Annotated in this window: 17 protein-coding genes; all 17 read right to left on the reverse strand. The window is 69.5% G+C overall.

Features of this window, described 5'->3' with window-relative positions; all coding sequences use genetic code 11:
* Positions 1-51: 51 nt before the first annotated feature.
* The gene (gene der, locus Q7W02_02560) at positions 52-1,419 is read right to left on the reverse strand and encodes a ribosome biogenesis GTPase Der (GenBank protein MDO8475071.1); all 1,368 of its coding nucleotides are present in this window, start codon (positions 1,417-1,419) and stop codon (positions 52-54) included.
* 15 nt (positions 1,420-1,434) lie between these two features.
* Positions 1,435-2,760, reverse strand: coding sequence for a DUF512 domain-containing protein (locus tag Q7W02_02565; protein ID MDO8475072.1), 1,326 nt, complete (start codon positions 2,758-2,760; stop codon positions 1,435-1,437).
* 6 nt (positions 2,761-2,766) lie between these two features.
* Positions 2,767-3,351 carry a CDP-diacylglycerol--glycerol-3-phosphate 3-phosphatidyltransferase gene (pgsA, locus tag Q7W02_02570; GenBank protein ID MDO8475073.1) on the reverse strand — a complete coding sequence of 195 codons (585 nt, stop codon included), beginning with the start codon at positions 3,349-3,351 and terminating at the stop codon, positions 2,767-2,769.
* Positions 3,352-3,452: 101 nt separating this feature from the next.
* Positions 3,453-4,706, reverse strand: coding sequence for a GTPase HflX (gene hflX / locus Q7W02_02575; GenBank protein MDO8475074.1), 1,254 nt, complete (start codon positions 4,704-4,706; stop codon positions 3,453-3,455).
* Positions 4,703-5,638 carry a tRNA (adenosine(37)-N6)-dimethylallyltransferase MiaA gene (miaA, locus tag Q7W02_02580; GenBank protein ID MDO8475075.1) on the reverse strand — a complete coding sequence of 312 codons (936 nt, stop codon included), beginning with the start codon at positions 5,636-5,638 and terminating at the stop codon, positions 4,703-4,705. Before miaA ends, hflX begins: the two co-directional genes overlap by 4 nt.
* A complete protein-coding gene (gene mutL, locus Q7W02_02585) occupies positions 5,632-7,359 on the reverse strand; it encodes a DNA mismatch repair endonuclease MutL (GenBank protein ID MDO8475076.1) in 1,728 nt (575 codons plus the stop codon). Before mutL ends, miaA begins: the two co-directional genes overlap by 7 nt.
* Positions 7,356-9,929: a DNA mismatch repair protein MutS gene (mutS, locus tag Q7W02_02590; protein ID MDO8475077.1), complete on the reverse strand. Its 2,574-nt coding sequence runs from the start codon at positions 9,927-9,929 to the stop codon at positions 7,356-7,358. The genes mutL and mutS overlap by 4 nt, the downstream gene beginning before the upstream one ends.
* A gap of 74 nt (positions 9,930-10,003) precedes the next feature.
* Complete coding sequence (locus Q7W02_02595) at positions 10,004-10,471, reverse strand: HIT domain-containing protein (protein ID MDO8475078.1); 468 nt, start codon at positions 10,469-10,471, stop codon at positions 10,004-10,006.
* A gap of 46 nt (positions 10,472-10,517) precedes the next feature.
* Entirely contained in the window at positions 10,518-10,793 is a 276-nt protein-coding gene (locus tag Q7W02_02600; GenBank protein ID MDO8475079.1) for an integration host factor subunit beta, read from the reverse strand.
* A gap of 123 nt (positions 10,794-10,916) precedes the next feature.
* Positions 10,917-11,810 (reverse strand): signal peptide peptidase SppA, encoded by an 894-nt coding sequence (sppA, locus tag Q7W02_02605; GenBank protein MDO8475080.1) that lies wholly within the window; start codon positions 11,808-11,810, stop codon positions 10,917-10,919.
* A 21-nt stretch (positions 11,811-11,831) separates the two neighbouring features.
* Complete coding sequence (locus Q7W02_02610; protein ID MDO8475081.1) at positions 11,832-13,547, reverse strand: 30S ribosomal protein S1; 1,716 nt, start codon at positions 13,545-13,547, stop codon at positions 11,832-11,834.
* Between the two features lie 69 nt (positions 13,548-13,616).
* Positions 13,617-14,231, reverse strand: coding sequence for a lysophospholipid acyltransferase family protein (locus Q7W02_02615; protein ID MDO8475082.1), 615 nt, complete (start codon positions 14,229-14,231; stop codon positions 13,617-13,619).
* On the reverse strand, positions 14,213-14,905 hold the full coding sequence (gene cmk / locus Q7W02_02620) for a (d)CMP kinase (protein ID MDO8475083.1): 693 nt from the start codon (positions 14,903-14,905) through the stop codon (positions 14,213-14,215). Before cmk ends, Q7W02_02615 begins: the two co-directional genes overlap by 19 nt.
* Complete coding sequence (gene aroA, locus Q7W02_02625; GenBank protein MDO8475084.1) at positions 14,902-16,215, reverse strand: 3-phosphoshikimate 1-carboxyvinyltransferase; 1,314 nt, start codon at positions 16,213-16,215, stop codon at positions 14,902-14,904. Before aroA ends, cmk begins: the two co-directional genes overlap by 4 nt.
* The gene (locus tag Q7W02_02630) at positions 16,215-17,063 is read right to left on the reverse strand and encodes a prephenate dehydrogenase/arogenate dehydrogenase family protein (GenBank protein ID MDO8475085.1); all 849 of its coding nucleotides are present in this window, start codon (positions 17,061-17,063) and stop codon (positions 16,215-16,217) included. Before Q7W02_02630 ends, aroA begins: the two co-directional genes overlap by 1 nt.
* Positions 17,060-18,175: a histidinol-phosphate transaminase gene (hisC, locus tag Q7W02_02635; GenBank protein MDO8475086.1), complete on the reverse strand. Its 1,116-nt coding sequence runs from the start codon at positions 18,173-18,175 to the stop codon at positions 17,060-17,062. Before hisC ends, Q7W02_02630 begins: the two co-directional genes overlap by 4 nt.
* 10 nt (positions 18,176-18,185) lie before the next feature.
* Entirely contained in the window at positions 18,186-19,247 is a 1,062-nt protein-coding gene (gene pheA / locus Q7W02_02640) for a prephenate dehydratase (protein MDO8475087.1), read from the reverse strand.
* Between the last annotated feature and the right edge of the window lie 3 nt (positions 19,248-19,250).

Here is a 19,250-nt window from a genome sequence, read left to right on the forward strand (position 1 = left end):
AGGGGTTCTACCTACTTAGGAGGGGTTGCCTCAGGAGGGGTCGGGGTTGGCTCAGGAGCGGCGATGGCCGGACCCGCGGCTCGGCTGGGAACCCGATGTCCCCTTGCGCTTTGCAGCGCTCCGTCTCACGAGCAGACGTATCGGCGAGCCGGTGAAGCTCGCCGCGTGACGAATCGAATTGATGAGGTAGCGCTCGTAGGAGAAGTGCAGCTTGCCCGCCGCGTTGACCTTGACTGCGAACGTCGGCGGGGACACCGCAACCTGCTGGACGCTGTGGACGCGGATCGGCACGCCGCCCGAGGAAGTCGGCCGTCGCTCGAGCGCCTGCCTGAAGATCGTGAGGAGCTCGCCCGGCTGGAGCCGCTTGCGCGCCTCGGCGGCGACCTGGTCCACGGTATCGAAGAGGTCGAGCAGGCCGAGCTTCGTCACCGCCGACGTGAAGCAGATGGGCGCGTAGTCGAGGAAGGGCAGCCGCTCGTGGATCTGCGCCGTGACCTCGGCCTTGCCGATGAGGCCGGAAGGCACCAGGTCCCACTTGTTGACCGCAAGCACGATGGCGCGCCCAGCGTCGTGGGCATAGCCCGCGATGTGGGCGTCCTGCGACGTCACCCCTTCCGATGCGTCCATCACGAGGACCGCGACGTCGCAGCGCTCGAGGCTCTTGAGCGCCATGACCACCGCGAGCTTTTCGAGAACCTCGGTCACGCGCCCCTTGCGCCGGATGCCCGCCGTGTCGATGAGCAGGTACCGGCGGTCGCGGAACGTCAGCGGCGTGTCCACCGCGTCGCGCGTCGTCCCCGGCGCCTCGTGCACGAGCACCCGCTGCTCCCCCAGGACCGCGTTGACCAGTGAGGACTTGCCCACATTCGGCCTGCCGATGATGGCTACGCGCGTGCCCTCGAGCAAGGTCTCTACCACGGGCTCGGGCGCCAGGCTGCGGGCGGTCTCGATGAGTTCCGCGACCCCGCGCCCGTGCTCGGCCGAGACCTGCTGGACCGCCGCAAAGCCGAGGCGGTAGAAATCTGCCGAGGCGGTCTCCTGGCCGGCGCCGTCGATCTTGTTCACGGCGAGCAGTACGGGATGCTGGCTGCGCCGCAGGATGCGGGCGATCTCGAGGTCGAGCGCGGTCATGCCCGCGCGACCGTCCACGACGAAGACGAGCAGGTCAGCCTCTTCGATGGCCATCATGACCTGGTCGCGCACGGCTGCGATCAGGTCGGACTGGGTGCTGGGGTCGAAGCCGCCCGTGTCCACCACGGTCGCCTGCCAGCGCTCGAAGACTGTGGTGCCGTAGAGCCGGTCTCGGGTCACGCCCGGCACGTCGTGGACGAGGGAGCGGCGGCGGCCGACCAGGCGGTTGAAGAGCGTGGACTTGCCCACGTTGGGCCGGCCGACGAGAGCGATGACCGGACGGATCACGACGTGGCCGGCCGCTCAGCGGCCGAGGAGGGCGGCGGCGAGCGCGCTTGGTGTGGTTTCGACGGGCCGGACGGGCACGCCAAGCGACGCGCTGAGATCGGCGGGCGAGAGGTCGTCGAGGAAGACCCCTGCCCCGTCGCGAATGGCCACCGCGGGGACGAGGACCTCGTCTCCGAGCGGCAGCCCGGCGAGCTGCGCCGCGATGTCCTGTCCGGTCAGGAGCCCGGCGACGCCGATGCCGTGACCGAACCAGTCGTTGACCACCGCCGCCAGCTCGACGCGCAGGCCCCGAACGCTGATGCGATCCAGGAGACGCCGCATGCGCGGGGCGAACATCGAGCCGGTGACCACTGTCACTGAGCGCTCTCGACCCACGCGCGCGGGCAGCCGGCGCGCCGCGCTCGCGAAGCCATCGCTGAAGCGCCGAACGAGGCCGATTCCGTCCTCGATCACCGGGAAGCCTTCGTATGCGGCGGCCACAGGCAGCGGCCGCCCGGCCTCGAGGTACACCTCGTCCGACGCCCAGACGAAGCGCGTGCCTAGGGCCTCCCGGAACTCGCGCTGCCAACCTTCGATCGTCTGCGCCAGCTCGCCCGCCTCGGCGCCCGTCAGGGTGCGGAGCTCCGGCAGTCTCTCGCGGTGCCGGGTCAACCCTACGGGGACGACGGCGGTGGTGGCGACGTGTGGGTGGAGGCGGGCCAGCTCGCGCACCGAGCGCTCGAGCTGGGCGCCGTCGTTCCAGTCGGGCACGAGGACGATCTGCGCGTGCATCACGATGCCCGCCTTGGCCAGGCGCTCCATGACGGGCAAGATCTCGCGGCGAACGCGCGGCTGGCCCAGGAGGCGGTGGCGAAGGTCCGGATCGGTCGCGTGGACGGAGACGTAGAGCGGCGAGAGGCGCTGCTCCTCGATGCGCCGAAGCTCGTCCTCGTCCAGATCGGTCAGGGTGATGTAGTTGCCGTGGAGGAACGAGAGCCTGAAGTCGTCATCCTTGACGTAGAGGCTCTTCCGCATGCCCCGCGGCAGCTGGTGGATGAAGCAGAACACACACTTGTTGCTGCACGTATCGATCTCGCCCGGGCGGGGCGCCTCGAGCTCGAGGCCGAGGTCGGGCCCCGTCCGGCGCAGGACGGCGCTTCGCGTTCGCCCCTCCCGCTCGACCGACAGGCGCAGCTCGGCCAGGCCGGCATGAAAGTGGAAGTCGATGACGTCCCTGAGCCGCTCGCCGTTGATGGCCACGATGCGGTCGCCCGAGCGGAGCCCCGCCCGCGCGGCAGGCGTCCGCTGCCGCACGGCCGCCACGACCACGCCGCCCTGGCCTGGCTCAGCGCAGCTGGTCATGCCGGCTCAGCGCAGCTGGTCATGCCGGATGCGCGGCGGCGAAGCCACCAGGGGATCGTCCGCCGGCGGGTTCAGCTGTTTGAGCCCCTGCACGAGGTACTGGAGCCCTGAGGCGACAGTGAAGAACGCAGCCACCCAGGCCGCGCCCTTCGGCAGCGACAGCAGCATCTTGAAATAGAACGCGAGCATGGCGGAGAGGACCGTCGCCATCTGGAAGAGCGTCGAGGCCTTCCCGAGCCAGCTGGGCGTCGGATGCACGGTGCCCCCGGCGACGTGGATGACGAGGACGCCGACGCTCAGCATGAGGTCACGGCTGACCACCACGGCTGCGATCCAGAATGGGATGACCTTGAGGTAGGTCAGGGTGATGAAGGCGGACGTGAGGAGGAGCTTGTCGGCGACCGGATCGAGGAAGGCGCCCAGCCGCGTCTGCCGTCCCCGCGTCCGCGCGATGTAGCCGTCGAGCAGGTCAGTCAGGCTCGCCGCGCAGAAGACGAGGACAGCCCAACCCGCCTGCCGGTAGACCAGCAGCGTCACGAAGACCGGGATGAGCAGGATGCGGAGCGTCGTCAGCCAGTTTGCGAGTCCCATGGGATCATCCGCTGCGGACGAGGCCCAAGTCTACCATTCCGGGCGGCCCTGCCGGCGCGAAACTGGTTGGGCTCAAGCCATTTACCTAGCCCGTCTGGCACCTAGCTCGTCTGGCGGTAGGGCTCGACGAAGGCCAGGAGGCGGGGCGGCAGCTCGACGTCGAGGTGGATCCCGTCTGCGTCGTCCGAGCGCGCCAGGACGCGGCCGCGCTCGTAGCAGCGGGCAAGCGCCGTGCCGTCCCGGTACGGAATGATCAGGGTGACGCGCTCCACCCCCGGGCGCAGCGCGAGCTCGATGCGGTTGAGGAGCGCCTCCACTCCCTCGCCCGTGCGGGCCGAGAGCGCGACGCCCTCGAACCGGTCCACGAGCGCGCTGAGCGCCGCGTCCCCATCCAGACGATCGACCTTGTTGAGCGCCACGATGGTCGGGCGGGGGCCGAGCTCGAGCTCGGACAGGAGCGAGTCCACCGCCAGCATCTGCTCGTCGAGGCCTGGGTGGCTGGCGTCCACCACGTGGACGAGGACGTCCGCCTCCTCCAGCTCCTCGAGGGTCGCCTTGAATGCCGCCACGAGCTGGTGGGGAAGCTTGCGAATGAAGCCGACCGTGTCTGTCAAAATGAACGGAGCGTGAGCGTTCCGGGAGCAGAGCCGCGCCGCCGGGTCGAGGGTCACGAAGAGCTGGTCCGCCGCCGCGTGCTCCGCGCCCGTGAGGCGGTTGAGGAGCGTGGTCTTGCCCGCGTTGGTGTAACCGACGAGGGCCACCACGGGCACGCCGGCGGCCTTCCGCCGGTGGCGCAGCAGCTTGCGGTGCACGCGCACGCGCCCCAGCTCCCTGCGGATCTTCTCGATCCGGTGGCGGATCATGCGGCGGTCGGACTCGAGCTGGGTCTCGCCGGGGCCCCGGGTGCCGATGCCGCCCCCGAGCCTCTCCAGGTGCTTCCACTGCCCCACGAGGCGAGGCAGGAGATAGGACAGCTGGGCGAGCTCGACCTGGAGCTTGCCCTCCATGGTCCGCGCCCGCTGGGCGAAGATATCGAGGATGAGCGCGGTGCGATCGATGACCTTGAGCCCGAGCGAGCCGACGAGGTTGCGCTCCTGCACGGGAGACAGTGCGTCGTCGGAGATCATGAGGTTGGCGCCCTCCCGCTCCGAAGAGGCCCTGAGCTCGTCCACCTTGCCCTTGCCGAAATAGAGCGTGGGCGTGGGCGCGAGCCGCTCCTGGGTGACGCGGCCGACGACTAGGGCGCCGGCCGACTCGGCGAGGCGGCCCAGCTCGTCCAGGGACTCTTCGACTTCGTACCGGCGCTGTTTCGGCAGCCGCAAGGCCGCCAGGAGCGCCCGTTCCCTCTTCCTCACGCGATCCATCCCTCCCGCAAGATGTGCTTGTGGATGCACTCGGCGGCGCCCTCGACGCCGCCCACCTCGTCCACGTCCAGCCACTGAATCTCCGGCTCCCGCGCGAACCATGTCATCTGGCGCTTCGCGTAGCGCTGGGTGTCGCGGACCATGAGCCTCTGCGCCTCGGCCGGAGACAAGCGGCCCCTCGCGACCTTGGCCCACTGGCGGTAGCCTATGCCCGCCATGCCGGGTGCGGTTTCGTCATGGCCGGCAGCCAAGAGGCGCCGCACCTCTTCCATCATCCCACCCGCCAGCATGCTTCGCGCGCGTTCCTCGAGTGCCCGGTTGAGGGCGACGCGCTCCCGGCGGAGCCCGAACATCACGACGCGCCAGGGCGGGACCGCCCGCGCCCAGCCTCCAGACGTCGCGGCCCCGCGACCGTGCTTCTCGATCGCCCGGATGAGCCGCACCCGGTCGTTGGGGTGGAGCCGGGCCGCGCGCTCGGGATCGAGCGCTCTGAGGCGCTCGTGGAGGGCCGCCGGCCCGTTCGTCCTTGCGGCCTCCTCCAGCTGAGCCCGCAGCGCCGCGTCGGCAGGCGGCGCTGCATCGAGCCCCCGCAGGAGCGCCCGCACGTAGAGGCCCGTGCCTCCCACGACGACTGGAAGGCGCCCGGCCGCGCGAATCGTCTCGATCGCCTGCGCCGCATCCAGCCGGAAGCGCGCCGCGTGGTAGCGCTCGCCGGGCTCGATCAGATCGAGGAGATGATGCGTCGCGGCCTTGCGCTCATCGGAGGTCGGCTTGCCGGTCGCGGCGTCCATGCCCCGGTAGACCTGGCGCGAGTCAGCGCTTACGACCTCCATCGGTACGCTGGCGGCGAGGCGCGCGGCGACGGCGGTCTTCCCCACCCCGGTGGGGCCGACTATTAGAAGAAGCGGAGGCGGGATCACCATGTCCGCCTGAGCTCCCGCTTGATCTCCTTGAGCGACAGCCGCGAGACGATGGGCCGCCCGTGCGGACAGAAGTACGGGGTCTCGGTGGCCGAGAGGTCCGCGAGCAGGCGCACCATTTCTTCGCGCTGCAAGGGGGCGTGCGCCTTGATCGCGGCGCGGCAGGCGACGAAGGCCAGCGCCCGTTCCACGAGGGGTGCCTGCTGCGCCCCGGCCGGCGAGCCCACTTCGTCGAGCAGCCCTTCGATGAGCCGCCGGGGCTCCTCGGCCTTGAGGAGCGCGGGCACGGCGCGCAGGAGCGCGCTCTGGCCGCCGAAGCCTTCGAGGTCGAATCCCAGGACCTCGAGGTCACCCGACCACTCCTCGAGGAGCCCGGCCTTGCCGGGTCCGAGCTCGAGGGTCTGAGGGAAGAGCAGGACCTGCGAGGCCAAGGGGCCCGAGGCGAGGTTCCGCCGCAGCTCTTCGAAGAGCACGCGCTCGTGGGCGACGTGCTGGTCGATGAAGAAGACTTCCTCGTCGCTGGCCGCGACGACGAAGGTCTCCTGCAGCTGGCCGACGACCGCGCCGAACCGCCCTGTCCCGAAAGAAGCCGCTGTTTCCTGGAACAGGGCGCCTTGATTGTTTGGGAACGGCGGCCCAGACAGCGGGAGGGGCGACTGCGGACTGGGGGAGTACGGGGGCCATTTCTGGGCCCCCGTTGCTGAACGACCAAGGCCTTGCTGGGGCTGGACGACGCGCTGCGAGCGGAGGGCGTCCTGGACGGCGCGGAACACCGCCTCCTGCACCAGCCGCGGCGAGCGGAAGCGGACCCAGGCCTTGCTCGGGTGGACGTTGACGTCGACTTCGGGCAGGGGCAGGTCGATCAGGAGCGCCGCCACCGGGAATTGGTGGCGAGGGAGCATGGGCCGGTAGGCTTCGATCAGGCCCTGGGCCAGCGCCGTATCCTTGACCGGACGGCCGTTGACGATCAGGGTGATCTCGTCGCGGTTGCCGCGCGCCCGCTGTGGCGGCGCCGCGAGCCCGGTGACGCGCACATTCCCCTGCGTGTGATCCACTTCCAGCATCGCCTCCGCCGTCTCGAAACCCAAGACGGCGCCGACGCGGTCCCGCAGGGTTGCCGCCGCCGGCGCCGTCAACACAGCCTTGCCGTGGTGGAGGGCGCGGAGCTGAAGGTCAGGCCGCGAGAGTGCGATGCCCTGGAGGAGCCGGAGGATGAAGGCCAGCTCGGCCGGCGCGCTCCGGAGAAACTTGAGCCGCGCCGGCGTGTTGAAGAAGAGATCCTGGGTCTCGACGGACGTGCCGGGCGCGGCCTCGACCTCGAGACGATCGACGACCGTGCCTCCCGCCCCGCGCACGAGAGTGCCCACGGCGCCGCCGCGGGGGCATGAGAGGATCTCGAAACGGCTGACGGCGCAGATGGCCGGCAGGGCCTCGCCGCGAAAGCCCAGGGTCGCGATGGCGGCCAGGTCACCCTCGTCGGAGATCTTCGACGTCGCGTGGCGCCGGAGCGCCATGTCCACATCGGCTCCCGTCATGCCGGCGCCGTCGTCCGTGACGCGGATGAGCTGCCTTCCTGCGTCTTTCAGCTCCACCGTGATGACACGCCCACCGGCGTCGATCGCGTTCTCAACGAGCTCCTTGACCACCGACGCCGGCCGCTCCACGACCTCACCCGCGGCGATCTTGTTGATGAGGTGATCGGGCAGCAGGCGGATGGGGTTCACGGCTGCGCCTTGAGGCGCCGCTGCCACTCGGCCAGGAGGTTGAGCGCCTCGAGCGGGGTGAGCGACGAGACGTCGAGCGCGCCCAGCTCCTTGAGCACGGGGTCAGCAGTATGCGGGAAGAGACCGAGCTGTGGAACCGGCTCGGGCTGACCCGGGACGAGCGCGCCCGGATTCTGGCTGAGGTCGGCGAGGATTTCCCGCGCGCGCGCGATGACGGCCTTCGGCAGCCCGGCCAGGCGGGCGACCTGGATGCCGTAGGACCGGTCTGTCCCGCCGGGCCCCACCTTGTGAAGGAAGATGATCTCGTCGTTCCATTCCTTGACGGCGACGTGGAAGTTGCGGACGCGCGCGAGCCGATCGGCGAGAGCGGTGAGCTCGTGGTAATGAGTGGCGAAGAGCACCTTCGCGCCGCGACCGCGGTCGTGAAGCTCCTCGGTCACGGCCCAGGCGATGGCGAGCCCGTCGAAGGTCGAGGTACCGCGCCCCACTTCATCAAGTAAAACCAGAGTTCGTTCAGTGACGTTGTGCAGGATGCTCGCGGTCTCGACCATCTCGACGAGGAAGGTGCTCTGGCCCCGCGCGAGGTTGTCCTGGGCCCCGACGCGGGTCAGGATCCGGTCCACGACCCCGATCCGGGCCGACCGCGCCGGGATGAAGCCGCCCATCTGGGCCAGGATCACCAGCAGCGCCGCTTGGCGCATGAACACGCTCTTGCCGCTCATGTTGGGGCCCGTCAGGATCATCACCTGTTCGCGGTCGGGGTCGAGGTGGAGGTCGTTGGGCGTGAAGGGGCGCTCGCCGCCTGACTCGAGCACCGGATGGCGGCCCTCCACGATGTCGAGCATTCGGCCGTCGTCGACCTGCGGCCTCACGTACCCACGCTCGTGGGCGATCTCGCCGAGCGATGCGAGCGCGTCCAGGGTCCCGACCGCCCGTGCTGTTCGGAGCAGCGCCGACGCCTCGGCCGCGACGGCGGCACGGACCTCCTGGAAGAGCTCCAGCTCGAGCTTCGCCATCCGCTCCTCGGCCCCGAGCACGCGGCCTTCGTACTCCTTGAGCTCGACGGTGACGTAGCGCTCGGCGCCCACCAGGGTCTGGCGCCTCATGTACTCGCCGGGCACCTTCGCCACGTGCGCGTTGCTCACCTCGATGCCGTAGCCGAAGACGCGGTTGAAGCGCACGCGGAGCGTGGGGATGCCCGTGCGCTCCCGCTCGCGTCCCTCCAGGGCGGCGATCCACTCTCGCGCCTCCCGAGCCCCGCGCTTGATCTCGCCGAGATCGGCGCTCCAGCTCTCCCGGATCAGGCCGCCCTCCCGGAGCGTGAGCGGCGGCTCGTCCTCGAGCGCGTCCACGAGCAGCTTGTGCAGCGCCGGCAGGGCCGCGATCTCCTCCCCCACCTCAGCGAGGAGTGGCGCTCGGAGTCCGCCGAGCGCCTCGCGGACGGCCGGGAGGGAACCGAGAAAGGCACGGAGTCCCGTCAGGTCCCGCGCGTGCGCGACGCCGAGCGCGGCTCGGCTCGAGAGCCGCTCGAGGTCGCCGATGCCGTGGATCTGCCTCCGCACGGCGGCCCGGTGCTGCGGCTCCGCGCAGAGCGCCGCGACGGCATCCTGGCGTCGCGCGATGGCGCCCGTGTCCAGGAGCGGCCGCAGCAGCCACTGGCGGAGGGTTCGTGCACCCATCGGCGTCCTAGTCCGGTCGAGGGTCGCAAGGAGAGAGCCGCGCAGGCTCCCCTCCTGGGCGTTCTCGAAGAGCTCGAGCGTCGCAACGGCGGTGGGATCGAGCACCATGGCGTCGCCCGGGAGCAGGCGCTGGAGACGGGCGAGGTGGCCGAGCGCCTCGCCCTGCGTCTCCCGCAGATACGCGAGAGCGGCGCCCGAGGCCTGAAGCCCGGCGCCCATGTCGCCTACGCCCAGGCTGTCGAGCGAGTGAACGCGGAACTGTGCCGCGAGCCTCTCGCGCGCCTGGCGCAGCGCGAACCACGAGGGCTCCCCGCGGGTCACCATGATCCCCGCGGCGGCGAGCCGGTTGGCTAAGTCCTGGTCTCCCTCCCGAGCCACGAGGCACTCGGCGGGCCGCCGCAGGAGGGCCGTGTCGAGCAGCGTCGCTCCGTCACCCGCGGCTTCACCGACCCAGAACTCGCCCGTGGAAACGTCCACCAGGGCGGCGCCCAGCGTCCGGCCGGCCCCGGCACCGGTCCGGTGGACGGCCAGGAGGTAGTTGTTGGCGGCGCCGTCGAGATACTGGGTGTCGGTGAGCGTACCGGGCGTGATGACCCGGACGACCTCTCGCCGGACGAGCTTCTTGCCTTTGGCCGGCGCTTCCATCTGCTCGCACACGGCCACCTTTCGCCCGGCCCGTATCAGCCGCGCGATGTAGCCGTCGGCGGCATGGTGCGGGATACCGGCCATCGGAATGGCGCCCTCACCCTTTTGCCGTGAGGTCAGCGTGATCTGGAGCAGGCGGGCGCCCTCGTGGGCGTCCTCGAAGAACATCTCGTAGAAATCACCGAGGCGGAAGAGCAGCACGTAATCCGGGTAGCGCCGCTTCAGCTCCCGGTACTGCAACATCATGGGTGACAACGGGGGTGACAACGGGGGTGACAGCTGGGGTGACAACTCGGGGGAAAGCTCGGCCGAGGGGTCCCTCACGAGCCGAGCGCCGCCAGCAGGCGGTCATACGTCGTATCCAGGCTCTCGGGCAGGACGCGAGTGTCGCTCACGACGGGCATGAAGTTGATGTCGCCGCTCCAGCGCGGCACGACGTGGATGTGCAGGTGCTTGGGTACGCCGGCTCCCGCCGCGCGCCCCTGGTTGAGGCCGACGTTGAAGCCCTCGGGGGCGTAGGCGCGGTTGAGAGCCCGGATCGCCGCCTGCACGAGCTCCATGACATGGCCGATCTCCTCCGAAGCTGTCTCCTCGAGAGAGCCGACGTGCCGGTTGACTGCGGCCATGACATGGCCGGACGCGTACGGGTACTTGTTGAGGATCAGGAAGGCTTTCGAGCCCCGGCGGAGAATGCGGTTCCCCTTGTCATCGCCGGACGCGAGCGCGTCGCAGAAGATGCACCCGGCGGGCGTGGCGGGCGGCGCTCCGGCTGACGTCACGTACGCCATCCGCCACGGCGCCCAGAGTCGGTCCACGCGGCTACGGGGCGACCTCTTAAGTGTTGACCAACTCGCGGAGTCTCTTCCCCACCTTGAAGAACGGCACCCGCTTTTCGGGGACGCTGACGCTGTCTCCGGTCTTGGGGTTGCGGCCCTTTCGAGAGTTGCGGTGGCGGATGCGGAAGCTGCCGAACCCGCGCAACTCGACCTTATCTCCCTTGGCGAGAGCGTCGGTGATGTTGTCGAAGACGGTGTTGACGATCAACTCCGTCTCCTTCTTCGTCAGGCTCGACAGCTTGGAGACTTCCTCGATGAGATCCGCTTTGGTCATGAGCCTGCTCCCTCCACGGGAACCCCGCCATCTTCCGGTCTCGGACGTGGCGACCGGGCTGACTCCACCTTCGGAACGTAGCACGTCGGTCGAAAGATTGTCAAGCAGAGCAAGGGTTTACGGCTACTGCATGAGGTAGAGAGGAGTACGGATGCCCGTAAGGGCCGGCAGGAGCGGACCGGCCCCCGGTAGTCCGAGACGGTTCTCCAGCAAATCCTTGAAGGAGAACTTCTTTCGCGGGTAGACGAGCTTCGGCCGTCCCGGAATATTGGCCAGCTTGCCCGCGGCCTCGACGGCATCCTCGAAGCCGCCCATCTCGTCGACCATCTTGAGCGCCAGTGCCTGCTGGCCGGAGTAGATCCGGCCTTCGGCAAACGCCAGCACTTCCTTTCGCTCGAGGCCCCGCCCTTCGGCGACGGCGTCCACGAACTGCGAGTAGACGTCGTCGAGCAGCGCTTGCAGCATCTTCCGCTCCTCGGGGCTCATGGTGCGGGCGAAGTTGCCCACGTCCTTATACGCGCCCGCCTTGACGACGACGTACTCGACGCCGACCTTCTTCAGCAGTCCCTCGATGTTGGCCATCTGCATGACCACGCCGATGGAGCCGGTCAGCGTGCCGGGATTCGCGTAGATCCTGTCGGCGGCCGCCGCGACGTAGTACCCGCCCGAGGCGGCCACCGCACCAAGGGTCGCGACCACAGGCTTGCCGGCCTTTCTCGCGCGCTGGATGGCGGCGAAAATCTCCTGCGTCGGAGCGACCACACCGCCCGGGCTGTTGACGCGGAGGACGACCGCCTTGATCGACGGATTCTCCGCGTGCTCGCGGAGCTCGCGAACGGCGGCCGTGCCGTCCACGATGATGCCCTCTATCTCCACCACGCCAACCTTCGCTCCGCCCGTGGGCAGCCCATCCTCGCTGACCGTCGCCATGAGAACCCAGATCGTGCCGAGGAACAGCACGAGGATCCCCACGCCTACTCCGATCGCGACCAGAGCGACGCGGCCGCGGGATGTCACCTGTCGCCCCCCACGAGCGGTCTACTCCTCATCCTCATCGAGGTCCTCGCCGCCACGCCGCTTCCGCCCCTTGCCGCGGCCGCGGGTATCCGCTTGCGACGGTTCCTCCAGGATGGCCGCCGCCAGGTCCTTGAGGCTGAGCCCTATGCGCCGCTCGTTGGGATCGACGCGTATCACCATCAGCGTGAGCTCGTCACCCACGTTGACGAGGTCGGAGGGCGAGGCAATGGGACGGCTCGACATCTGGGAGATGTGGAGGAGCCCATCCACGCCGGGCTCGAGCTCGACGAATGCGCCGAAGTCGGTCAGCCGCACGATCTTGCCGGTGACGCGAGAGCCCATGGGATAGCGCTGGGAGACAGATTCCCACGGATCGGGCTGGATCTGCTTGAGGCCCAGGGAGATTCGCTTGTTGTCCCTGTCCACGTTGAGGACCTGCGTATCGACGGACTGCCCCTTCTTGAGGATCTCCGACGGGTGCCCGATATTGCGGGTCCAGGACATGTCGGAGATGTGCAGCAGGCCGTCCACGCCGGGCTCGAGCTCGACGAAGGCGCCGAAGTCGGTCAGGTTGCGCACCTTGCCCTCGACCCGCTCGCCCGGCTTGTAGCGCTCCTCGATGGTCGCCCACGGGTCGGCCTCGACCTGCTTCATGCCGAGCGAGATGCGCTTGGTGGCCTTGTTCACGTCGAGCACCATGACGTCCACCATGTCGCCGACGTTAACGAGTTTCGAGGGGTGTCGCACGCGGCGCGTCCACGACATCTCGGACACGTGCACGAGCCCTTCGACTCCGGGCTCGAGCTCGACGAAGGCGCCGTAATTGGTCAGGCTCACCACCCGCCCCTGCGCCTTGGCACCCACCGGGTAGCGCTCGTCCACGACGGCCCAGGGGTCGGACGACTTCTGCTTGTAACCGAGCGAGACGCGCCCGGTCTCCCGATCGAAGTGCAGCACGACGACCTCGACCTGGTCGCCGATCTGGAAGATCTCCGACGGGTGTCCGACCCTGCCCCAGGACATGTCGGTCACGTGCAGGAGGCCGTCGATTCCGCCCAGGTCGATGAAGGCGCCGTAGTCGGTGATGTTCTTGACGGCGCCCGTGAGCACCATGCCCTCCGAGAGCACCGAGAGCGTGTGCTTCCGCTTCTCCTCGCGCTCCTCCTCCAGTACGGCGCGCCTGGACAGGACGACGTTGCCGCGCCGCCGGTTGAGCTTGATGACCTTCGCGCGGATCATCTGCCCGAGCATCGAGGCGAGGTTCTTGACCGGCCTCAGGTCCACCTGCGACCCGGGGAGGAAGGCGCGGACGCCCACGTCGACCGAGAGCCCGCCCTTGACCACCTCGATCACCTTGCCCTCGACGGGGGTGCCGCTGTCGTGAGACTTGGAGATGGCGTCCCAGACCTTGATCTTGTCCGCCTTGTCCTTGCTGAGGACGATCAGCCCTTCGCTGTCCTCCTTGGATTCGAGGTAGACCTCGATCTCGTCGCCGACCTTTGGGAGAGTGCCGGCGTGCCGGAACTCCTCCATGGCGATGGTTCCCTCGCTCTTGTAGCCGATGTCCACGAGCACCTCGCTGTCGCGGACCTCGACGACCCTGCCGCGGACGACCTCCCCTTCCTCGATGTCGCCCACGCCGCGGTTGAACCAGTCCTCCATACTCTCCTCGGGGGCCTCTGCCACCTCCTCCTGCGCCCCCTCGAGGACTTTCGCCTTCCGGTTCTCCGTCTCCATAATGCGGTGCTTCCTCCCTTGGTGGATATCGCCGGTGCGTCGCCTGAGCGGCCGCCCCTGACGTCGATGCTAGCGCTGCTGTTGGTCCCTCAACTGCGCGATCCCGCGCATCATCTCCTCGGCAGCCTCCCGGTAGCGCTCCTTGCGGCCGGCGCCGATCTGGGCCTTGAAGTGTATCGCGGGTCCGAAGCTCACGCTCACTTGGCTGCGCCGGGGCCAGGTCGCGCCCTTGGGCAGGGCCTCGAGGGTGCCCGAGACGTACGCGGGCACCACGGGCGCCCCGCTCGTGACCGCGAGCATCCCGACGCCGGGCTTTCCTTCCCCGAGGCGGCCGTCCAGGCTACGCGTCCCCTCCGGAAACACCAAGAGCGCCTTTCCTTCTTCGAGCAACAGCGCGGCTGTTCTGAGCGCGCGCGGGTCCGAGCCCTCGCGGCGCACGGGCCGTGCGTGGAGAGCCCGGAGGAGCCACCCGAAGACGGGGATCCGGAACAGCTCCGCCTTCGCGAGGAAGTAGATCCGGCGCCGCGTCGCCCCGCCGATCAACGGCGGATCGAGGATGCTCTGGTGGTTCGAGACGATGAGCGCCGGCCCGGAGGACGGGACGTGCTCCGCCCCTCTCACGCGGAGGCCGAACCACGCCCGCATCACGAACACGACCAGCGGCTTCAGGATCCCGTACAGCACCGCGCCTGCTCCACCGCCTCGAGGATCCGCTGCACCACCGCCTCCGGCGAGAGCGCCGTCGAGTCGACCGTCACCGCGCCCGCGGGCTTGCGGAGCGGCGCGAGCTCCCGCTCCATGTCCTGACGGTCGCGCAAGGCGACCTCGGCCTTCACGCTTTCGTAGTCGGCGGGCAGGCCGCGCGTGGCCAGCTCGTCGCGGCGGCGGCGGGCCCGCTCGGCAAGATCCGCGTCCAGGTAGACCTTGACCTCGGCGTCGGGGCAGACCACGCTACCCGTGTCCCGGCCCTCGAGGACGACCCCACCCGCCGCTGCTAAGCCCCGCTGGAGCGGCGTCATCTTGTCGCGCACCGCTCTGAGCACCGTCAGTCTCGACGTAGTCAAAGCGATCTCGGGCGTCCTGATCTCGGCTGTGACGTCGCGGCCGTTGACGAGCACGCGCCCGCCGGTGCTGGAGTCGGCCAGCTCGACGGTCGTCCGGGCCAGCAGCGCTCCGACGCCCTGCTCGTCCTCCGGCGCCACGCCCGCCTGCATGAGCGCCCACGCCAGCGCCCGGTACAGCGCGCCCGTGTCCACGAGCCTGAAGCCGAGCCGCCGGGCAACCTCGCGGGCGGTGGTGGACTTGCCCGCGCCGGCCGGGCCGTCGATAGTGATGACGGGATCGCGGCGGCAGGTCACGGCAGCTCTTCCACGCAGGGTGCGCCGGCGAGCGCGTTGACCGTCTCGACAAAACCGGGGTATGAGGTCCCGATGCATCCGGTGTCTTCGACGATCGTCTCTCCCTCCGCGACGAGGCCGGCCACGACCAGCGCCATCGCCATGCGATGGTCGCCGCCGCTCTGGACGGTAGCGCCGCGAAGCCGCGCGCCGCCCTCGATCTCAAGCCCGTCGGGCGCTTCGGTGATGTGCGCACCCAGCGTGCCGAGCTCCGTGGCGATCGAGCGGATGCGGTCCGATTCCTTCACGCGCAGCTCCGCTGCGTCGGTGATCCGCGTGCGTCCCTCCGCCATGCACGCCGCCACCGCGAGCACGGGCACCTCGTCGATGAGGCGCGGGATCATCGGGCCGCCCACGAGCGCGCCGCGGAGAGTCGCGCTGCGGGTCGTGAGGTCGGCGACGGGCTCGCCCGCCGCCAGGGCGGCGTGGCTCCGGCCTACCGGGGCGCCCATCGACTCGAGCGCGTCGAGGAGCCCCGCGCGCGTCGGGTTGACACCCACGCCCGTGACCGTGATCTCCGCCCCCCGCGCGATCGTGCCGGCTACCAGCAGGAAGGCCGCGGAGGAGATGTCCCCCGGGACGGCGACACCCTGTCCGCGAAGCTCCGCCCCCGGCGTGAGCGTGACGGTCGTGCCGTCAACCGACAGCCTCGCCCCGAAGCCCGTCAGCATGCGCTCGGTGTGGTCCCGCGAGCGCACAGGCTCCGTGACGGTGACGGCCCCGTCCGCCCAGAGACCGGCCAGCAGCAGCGCCGTCTTGACCTGGGCTGAGGCGACGGGTGAGTCGAAGGCAATCGCCTTGAGCGGCCTCGCCCCTCGCACTCCCAGCGGCAGGCGCGAGCCGTCCTCGCGGCCGACCACCGTGGCGCCCATGCGCGTCAGGGGTAGGCCGACCCGCCTCATGGGCCGCCGCCGCAGCGAGTCGTCGCCCGTCAGAAAGGTCCAGAAGGGCTGTCCCGCGAGGACGCCCATGAGCAGGCGGACCGCTGTGCCCGAATTGCCGAGGTCGATGACCTGCTCGGGCTCGCGCAGGCCGAAGAGCCCGGCGCCGTCAACGAGGTAGTGCCCTGGGCCCTTTCGCGTCACGAGGACGCCGAGGGCGCGGACCGCCTTGAGCGTGTTCAGGCAGTCCTCGCCCTCGAGGTAGCCCGTGATCTCCGTGCGTCCCGAGGCGATCGCGCCGAAGAGGGCCGCCCGGTGAGAGATGGACTTGTCCCCCGGCACCTGGACCGTGCCGCTGAGCCGCTTTGGAGCCCGCACGCGGATCCGCATCACCCAAGCCTCGCCCGGACCATGCGGATGCGCTCCAGCTCGGCCTCGATGCGCGGTGCGTCGCCTGAGCGCAGCACGCGCTCGAGATCGCCCAGCGCCGCCCGGAAGGCCGCGACGGCTTCGGCCAGCGCTTCGCGGTTCTCCTCGAAGATCTCCCTCCAGACAGTCGGGCTCGACGCCGCGATGCGTGTGGTGTCCTTGAAGCCCCGCGCGGCCACGTCGAAGAACTGCGAATCCATCCGGACCACGGCATCCACCAGCGCGGCGGCCACGAGGTGCGGTAGGTGGCTGATGGCGGCCACGGCCCGGTCGTGGGTGGCGGGATCCATGGTGACGACTCGCCCGCCGGCCGCTTCCCAGAATTCCGTGACGCGCTTGACGGCGTCCCGCGCGGTGCGGTCGGTGGGCGTGAGGATGATCGTGGCGCCCCGGAAGAGATCCGCGCGGGCGACCGCGAAGCCCGAGAGGTTCGATCCCGCCATGGGGTGGCTGCCCACGAAGTCGAGCGGCCTCCCAGCGCAGAGCGTCTCGGCGACGCGCACGATCGCGGCCTTCGTGCTGCCGACGTCGGTGATGAGGGCCTGCGGCTCGGCTGCCTGCCACACGGCGGGCAGCTGATGCTCGAGGGTGGCGACGGGGGTCGCCAGGACGACCATGTCGGCGCCCGTCAGGCCGTCTCGAAGATCGGTCGTGACGCGGTCGACGGCCCCCTCGCTGAGCGCCGGCGCCAGGCTCGCGGGATTGCGGCCGACCCCCACGATCTCCCGCGCCAGCGATTCGGCGCGAGCCGCCTTGGCCACGGAACCGCCGAGGAGCCCCAGCCCGACAATGGCGAGGCGGCGGATCACCCGACCTTGCCCTCCGCCAGGACCTTCTTCAGCGCCTTGATCAGGCGCCGATTTTCCTCAGGCGTGCCGATGGTCACGCGGAGCGCAGTCTCCATGCCGAAGCTCGACATGGGGCGCACGATCACGCCCTCCTTCAAAAGGCGCTGGAAGACGTCGCTGCCGCTCCGGGCCACGTCGAGAAGGATGAAGTTGGCGCGCGAGGGCACGTACTTGAGCTCCATCGAGGTGAACTCGTCGCACAGGAAGTGCCGTCCGGCTTCGTTCATCCGCAGGCACTCGAGGATGTGCGAGTCGTCCTCGAGGGCTGCCAACGCGGCCACCTGGGCGAGCGAGTTGACGTTGAAGGGCTGCCGGATCCGGTTGAGAAGGGCGACGCAGTCGGGGTCCGCGATCGCGTAACCCACACGAAGCCCCGCGAGGCTCGCGGCCTTGGAGAAGGTCCGCAGCACGGCGACCTTGCGGCCCTGCTTCATGTACTGGACCGAGTCGGGGAAGTCCGGCCCCTGGGCGAACTCGAAGTAGGCCTCGTCGAAGACCACGATGACCTTGTCCGGCACGCGCGCCATGAAGGCCGCGACCTCCTCCGCCGTCACGAGGGTCGCCGTCGGATTGTTCGGGTTGGCGATGAACACGATCTTCGTCATCGGCGTGATCGCGCGCGCCATGGCCTCGAGGTCCAGCCGGTGGTCCTTCAGGGTGACAACTACCCGGATACCACCGGCGGCTTGGACGATCATGGGGTAGACGACGAAGGACGGATGCGGGATGATCGCCTCCTCGCCCGGCCGCAGGAAGCCCCGCACGAGCAGCTCGATCAGCTCGTTGGAGCCGTTGCCCATGATGATGTGCTCCGGCGTGAGCCCGTGACGCCGCGCCAGCGCGCTACGCAGGTAGTGGGCGCTGCCGTCGGGGTAGCGGTTCAGATGAGCCAGCGCCTCCGAGATGGCCTTGAGGACGCGCTCCGAGGGCGGCAGCGGGTTCTCGTTCGAGGCGAGCTTGATGACGTCGGTCAGGCCGAACTCGCGCTCGAGCTCCTCGATCGGCTTCCCCGGCTCGTAGGGGTCGATCCCGAGGATGTGGTCGTTGGCGAGGGATTCCCAGGACACAGGCATGCGGGGCTCCTTAGGCGGCCGGGTAGGATCCGAGGATCTTCAGGAACTGGCAGCGCTCCTTGACCTCGTCGAGAACAGCCCGGACGTCATCGGTATCGCGGTGACCCTCGAAGTCGACGAAGTTCACGTACTCCCAGGGGCGCCGCTTGGTTGGTCGCGATTCGATCTTGGTCATGTTGAGCCGGCGCGCGGCGAAGGGCTGGAGGATGCTGTACAGCACGCCCGGCTCGTTCTTCATCGAGAAAAGGATGGAGGTCTTGTCCCGCCCCGTGGCGCCGACCGGGCGGCGTCCGATCACCAGGAAGCGCGTGGTGTTGTATGGGTTGTCCTCGATGCGCTTCTGCAGCACGGGCACGTCGTACGTGCGGGCGGCCAGCTCCGAGGCGACGGCCGCCACCGTGGGGTCGTCCTTCGCGCGCTCGGCCGCCGCGGTCGTCGACGGCATCTCCTCGGTGCGGGCGTCGGGCAGGTGCGCCAGCAGCCACTGCCGGCACTGCGCGAGCGCCTGGGGGTGGGAACAGACGACCTTGACCTCGCCGAGTTCGCCGGCCCTCGACAGCAGGTGCTGGCTGATCTCGAGCGTGAGCTCGCCCGCGATCAGGGCCTCCGAGTCGATGAGGCGGTCGAGCGTGACGTTGACCGGCCCTTCGGTCGAGTTCTCGACCGGCACCACGCCGTATTCCGCGCGCCCCCGCTCGACCTCCTCGAAGACGTCCGCGATGGTCTTGAGCGGGATGAGTTGGGCCGAGGTCCCGAAACGGCGCATCGCCGCGGCGTGGGTGAAGGTGCCGGCGGGACCGAGGTACCCGACGGGCAGCGGATTCTCGAGGGCGAGGGAGGCCGAGAGGATCTCCCGCCAGACGGCGCGGACCGCCTCAGCGCTCAGGGGGCCTCGATTCAGCGCGGCGAGGCGCTCCAGGACCTGGGCCTCGCGCTCCGGGACAAAGTACGGCCTGTCCTGCTGCCGCTTGAGCTCGCCGATCTGAAGGGCGGCGTGTCCGCGCTGGTTGAGAAGGTTGAGGATCTGCTCGTCGAGGTCGTTGATCCTGGATCGCCAGTCGTCCAGGTCCATGAA

The organism is Candidatus Rokuibacteriota bacterium (assembly GCA_030647435.1).
GTDB lineage: Bacteria > Methylomirabilota > Methylomirabilia > Rokubacteriales > CSP1-6 > AR37.

What these genes read in the sequence shown, in the direction of transcription:
- pheA (MDO8475087.1), bottom strand. Translation starts at nt 19,247, where the DNA reads ATGGACCTGGACGACTGGCGATCCAGGATCAACGACCTCGACGAGCAG.
- Q7W02_02610 (MDO8475081.1), bottom strand. Translation starts at nt 13,547, where the DNA reads ATGGAGACGGAGAACCGGAAGGCGAAAGTCCTCGAGGGGGCGCAGGAG.
- Q7W02_02565 (MDO8475072.1), bottom strand. Translation starts at nt 2,760, where the DNA reads ATGACCAGCTGCGCTGAGCCAGGCCAGGGCGGCGTGGTCGTGGCGGCC.
- pgsA (MDO8475073.1), bottom strand. Translation starts at nt 3,351, where the DNA reads ATGGGACTCGCAAACTGGCTGACGACGCTCCGCATCCTGCTCATCCCG.
- aroA (MDO8475084.1), bottom strand. Translation starts at nt 16,215, where the DNA reads ATGCGGATCCGCGTGCGGGCTCCAAAGCGGCTCAGCGGCACGGTCCAG.
- mutS (MDO8475077.1), bottom strand. Translation starts at nt 9,929, where the DNA reads ATGATGTTGCAGTACCGGGAGCTGAAGCGGCGCTACCCGGATTACGTG.
- Q7W02_02600 (MDO8475079.1), bottom strand. Translation starts at nt 10,793, where the DNA reads ATGACCAAAGCGGATCTCATCGAGGAAGTCTCCAAGCTGTCGAGCCTG.
- hisC (MDO8475086.1), bottom strand. Translation starts at nt 18,175, where the DNA reads ATGCCTGTGTCCTGGGAATCCCTCGCCAACGACCACATCCTCGGGATC.
- Q7W02_02595 (MDO8475078.1), bottom strand. Translation starts at nt 10,471, where the DNA reads ATGGCGTACGTGACGTCAGCCGGAGCGCCGCCCGCCACGCCCGCCGGG.
- miaA (MDO8475075.1), bottom strand. Translation starts at nt 5,638, where the DNA reads ATGGTGATCCCGCCTCCGCTTCTTCTAATAGTCGGCCCCACCGGGGTG.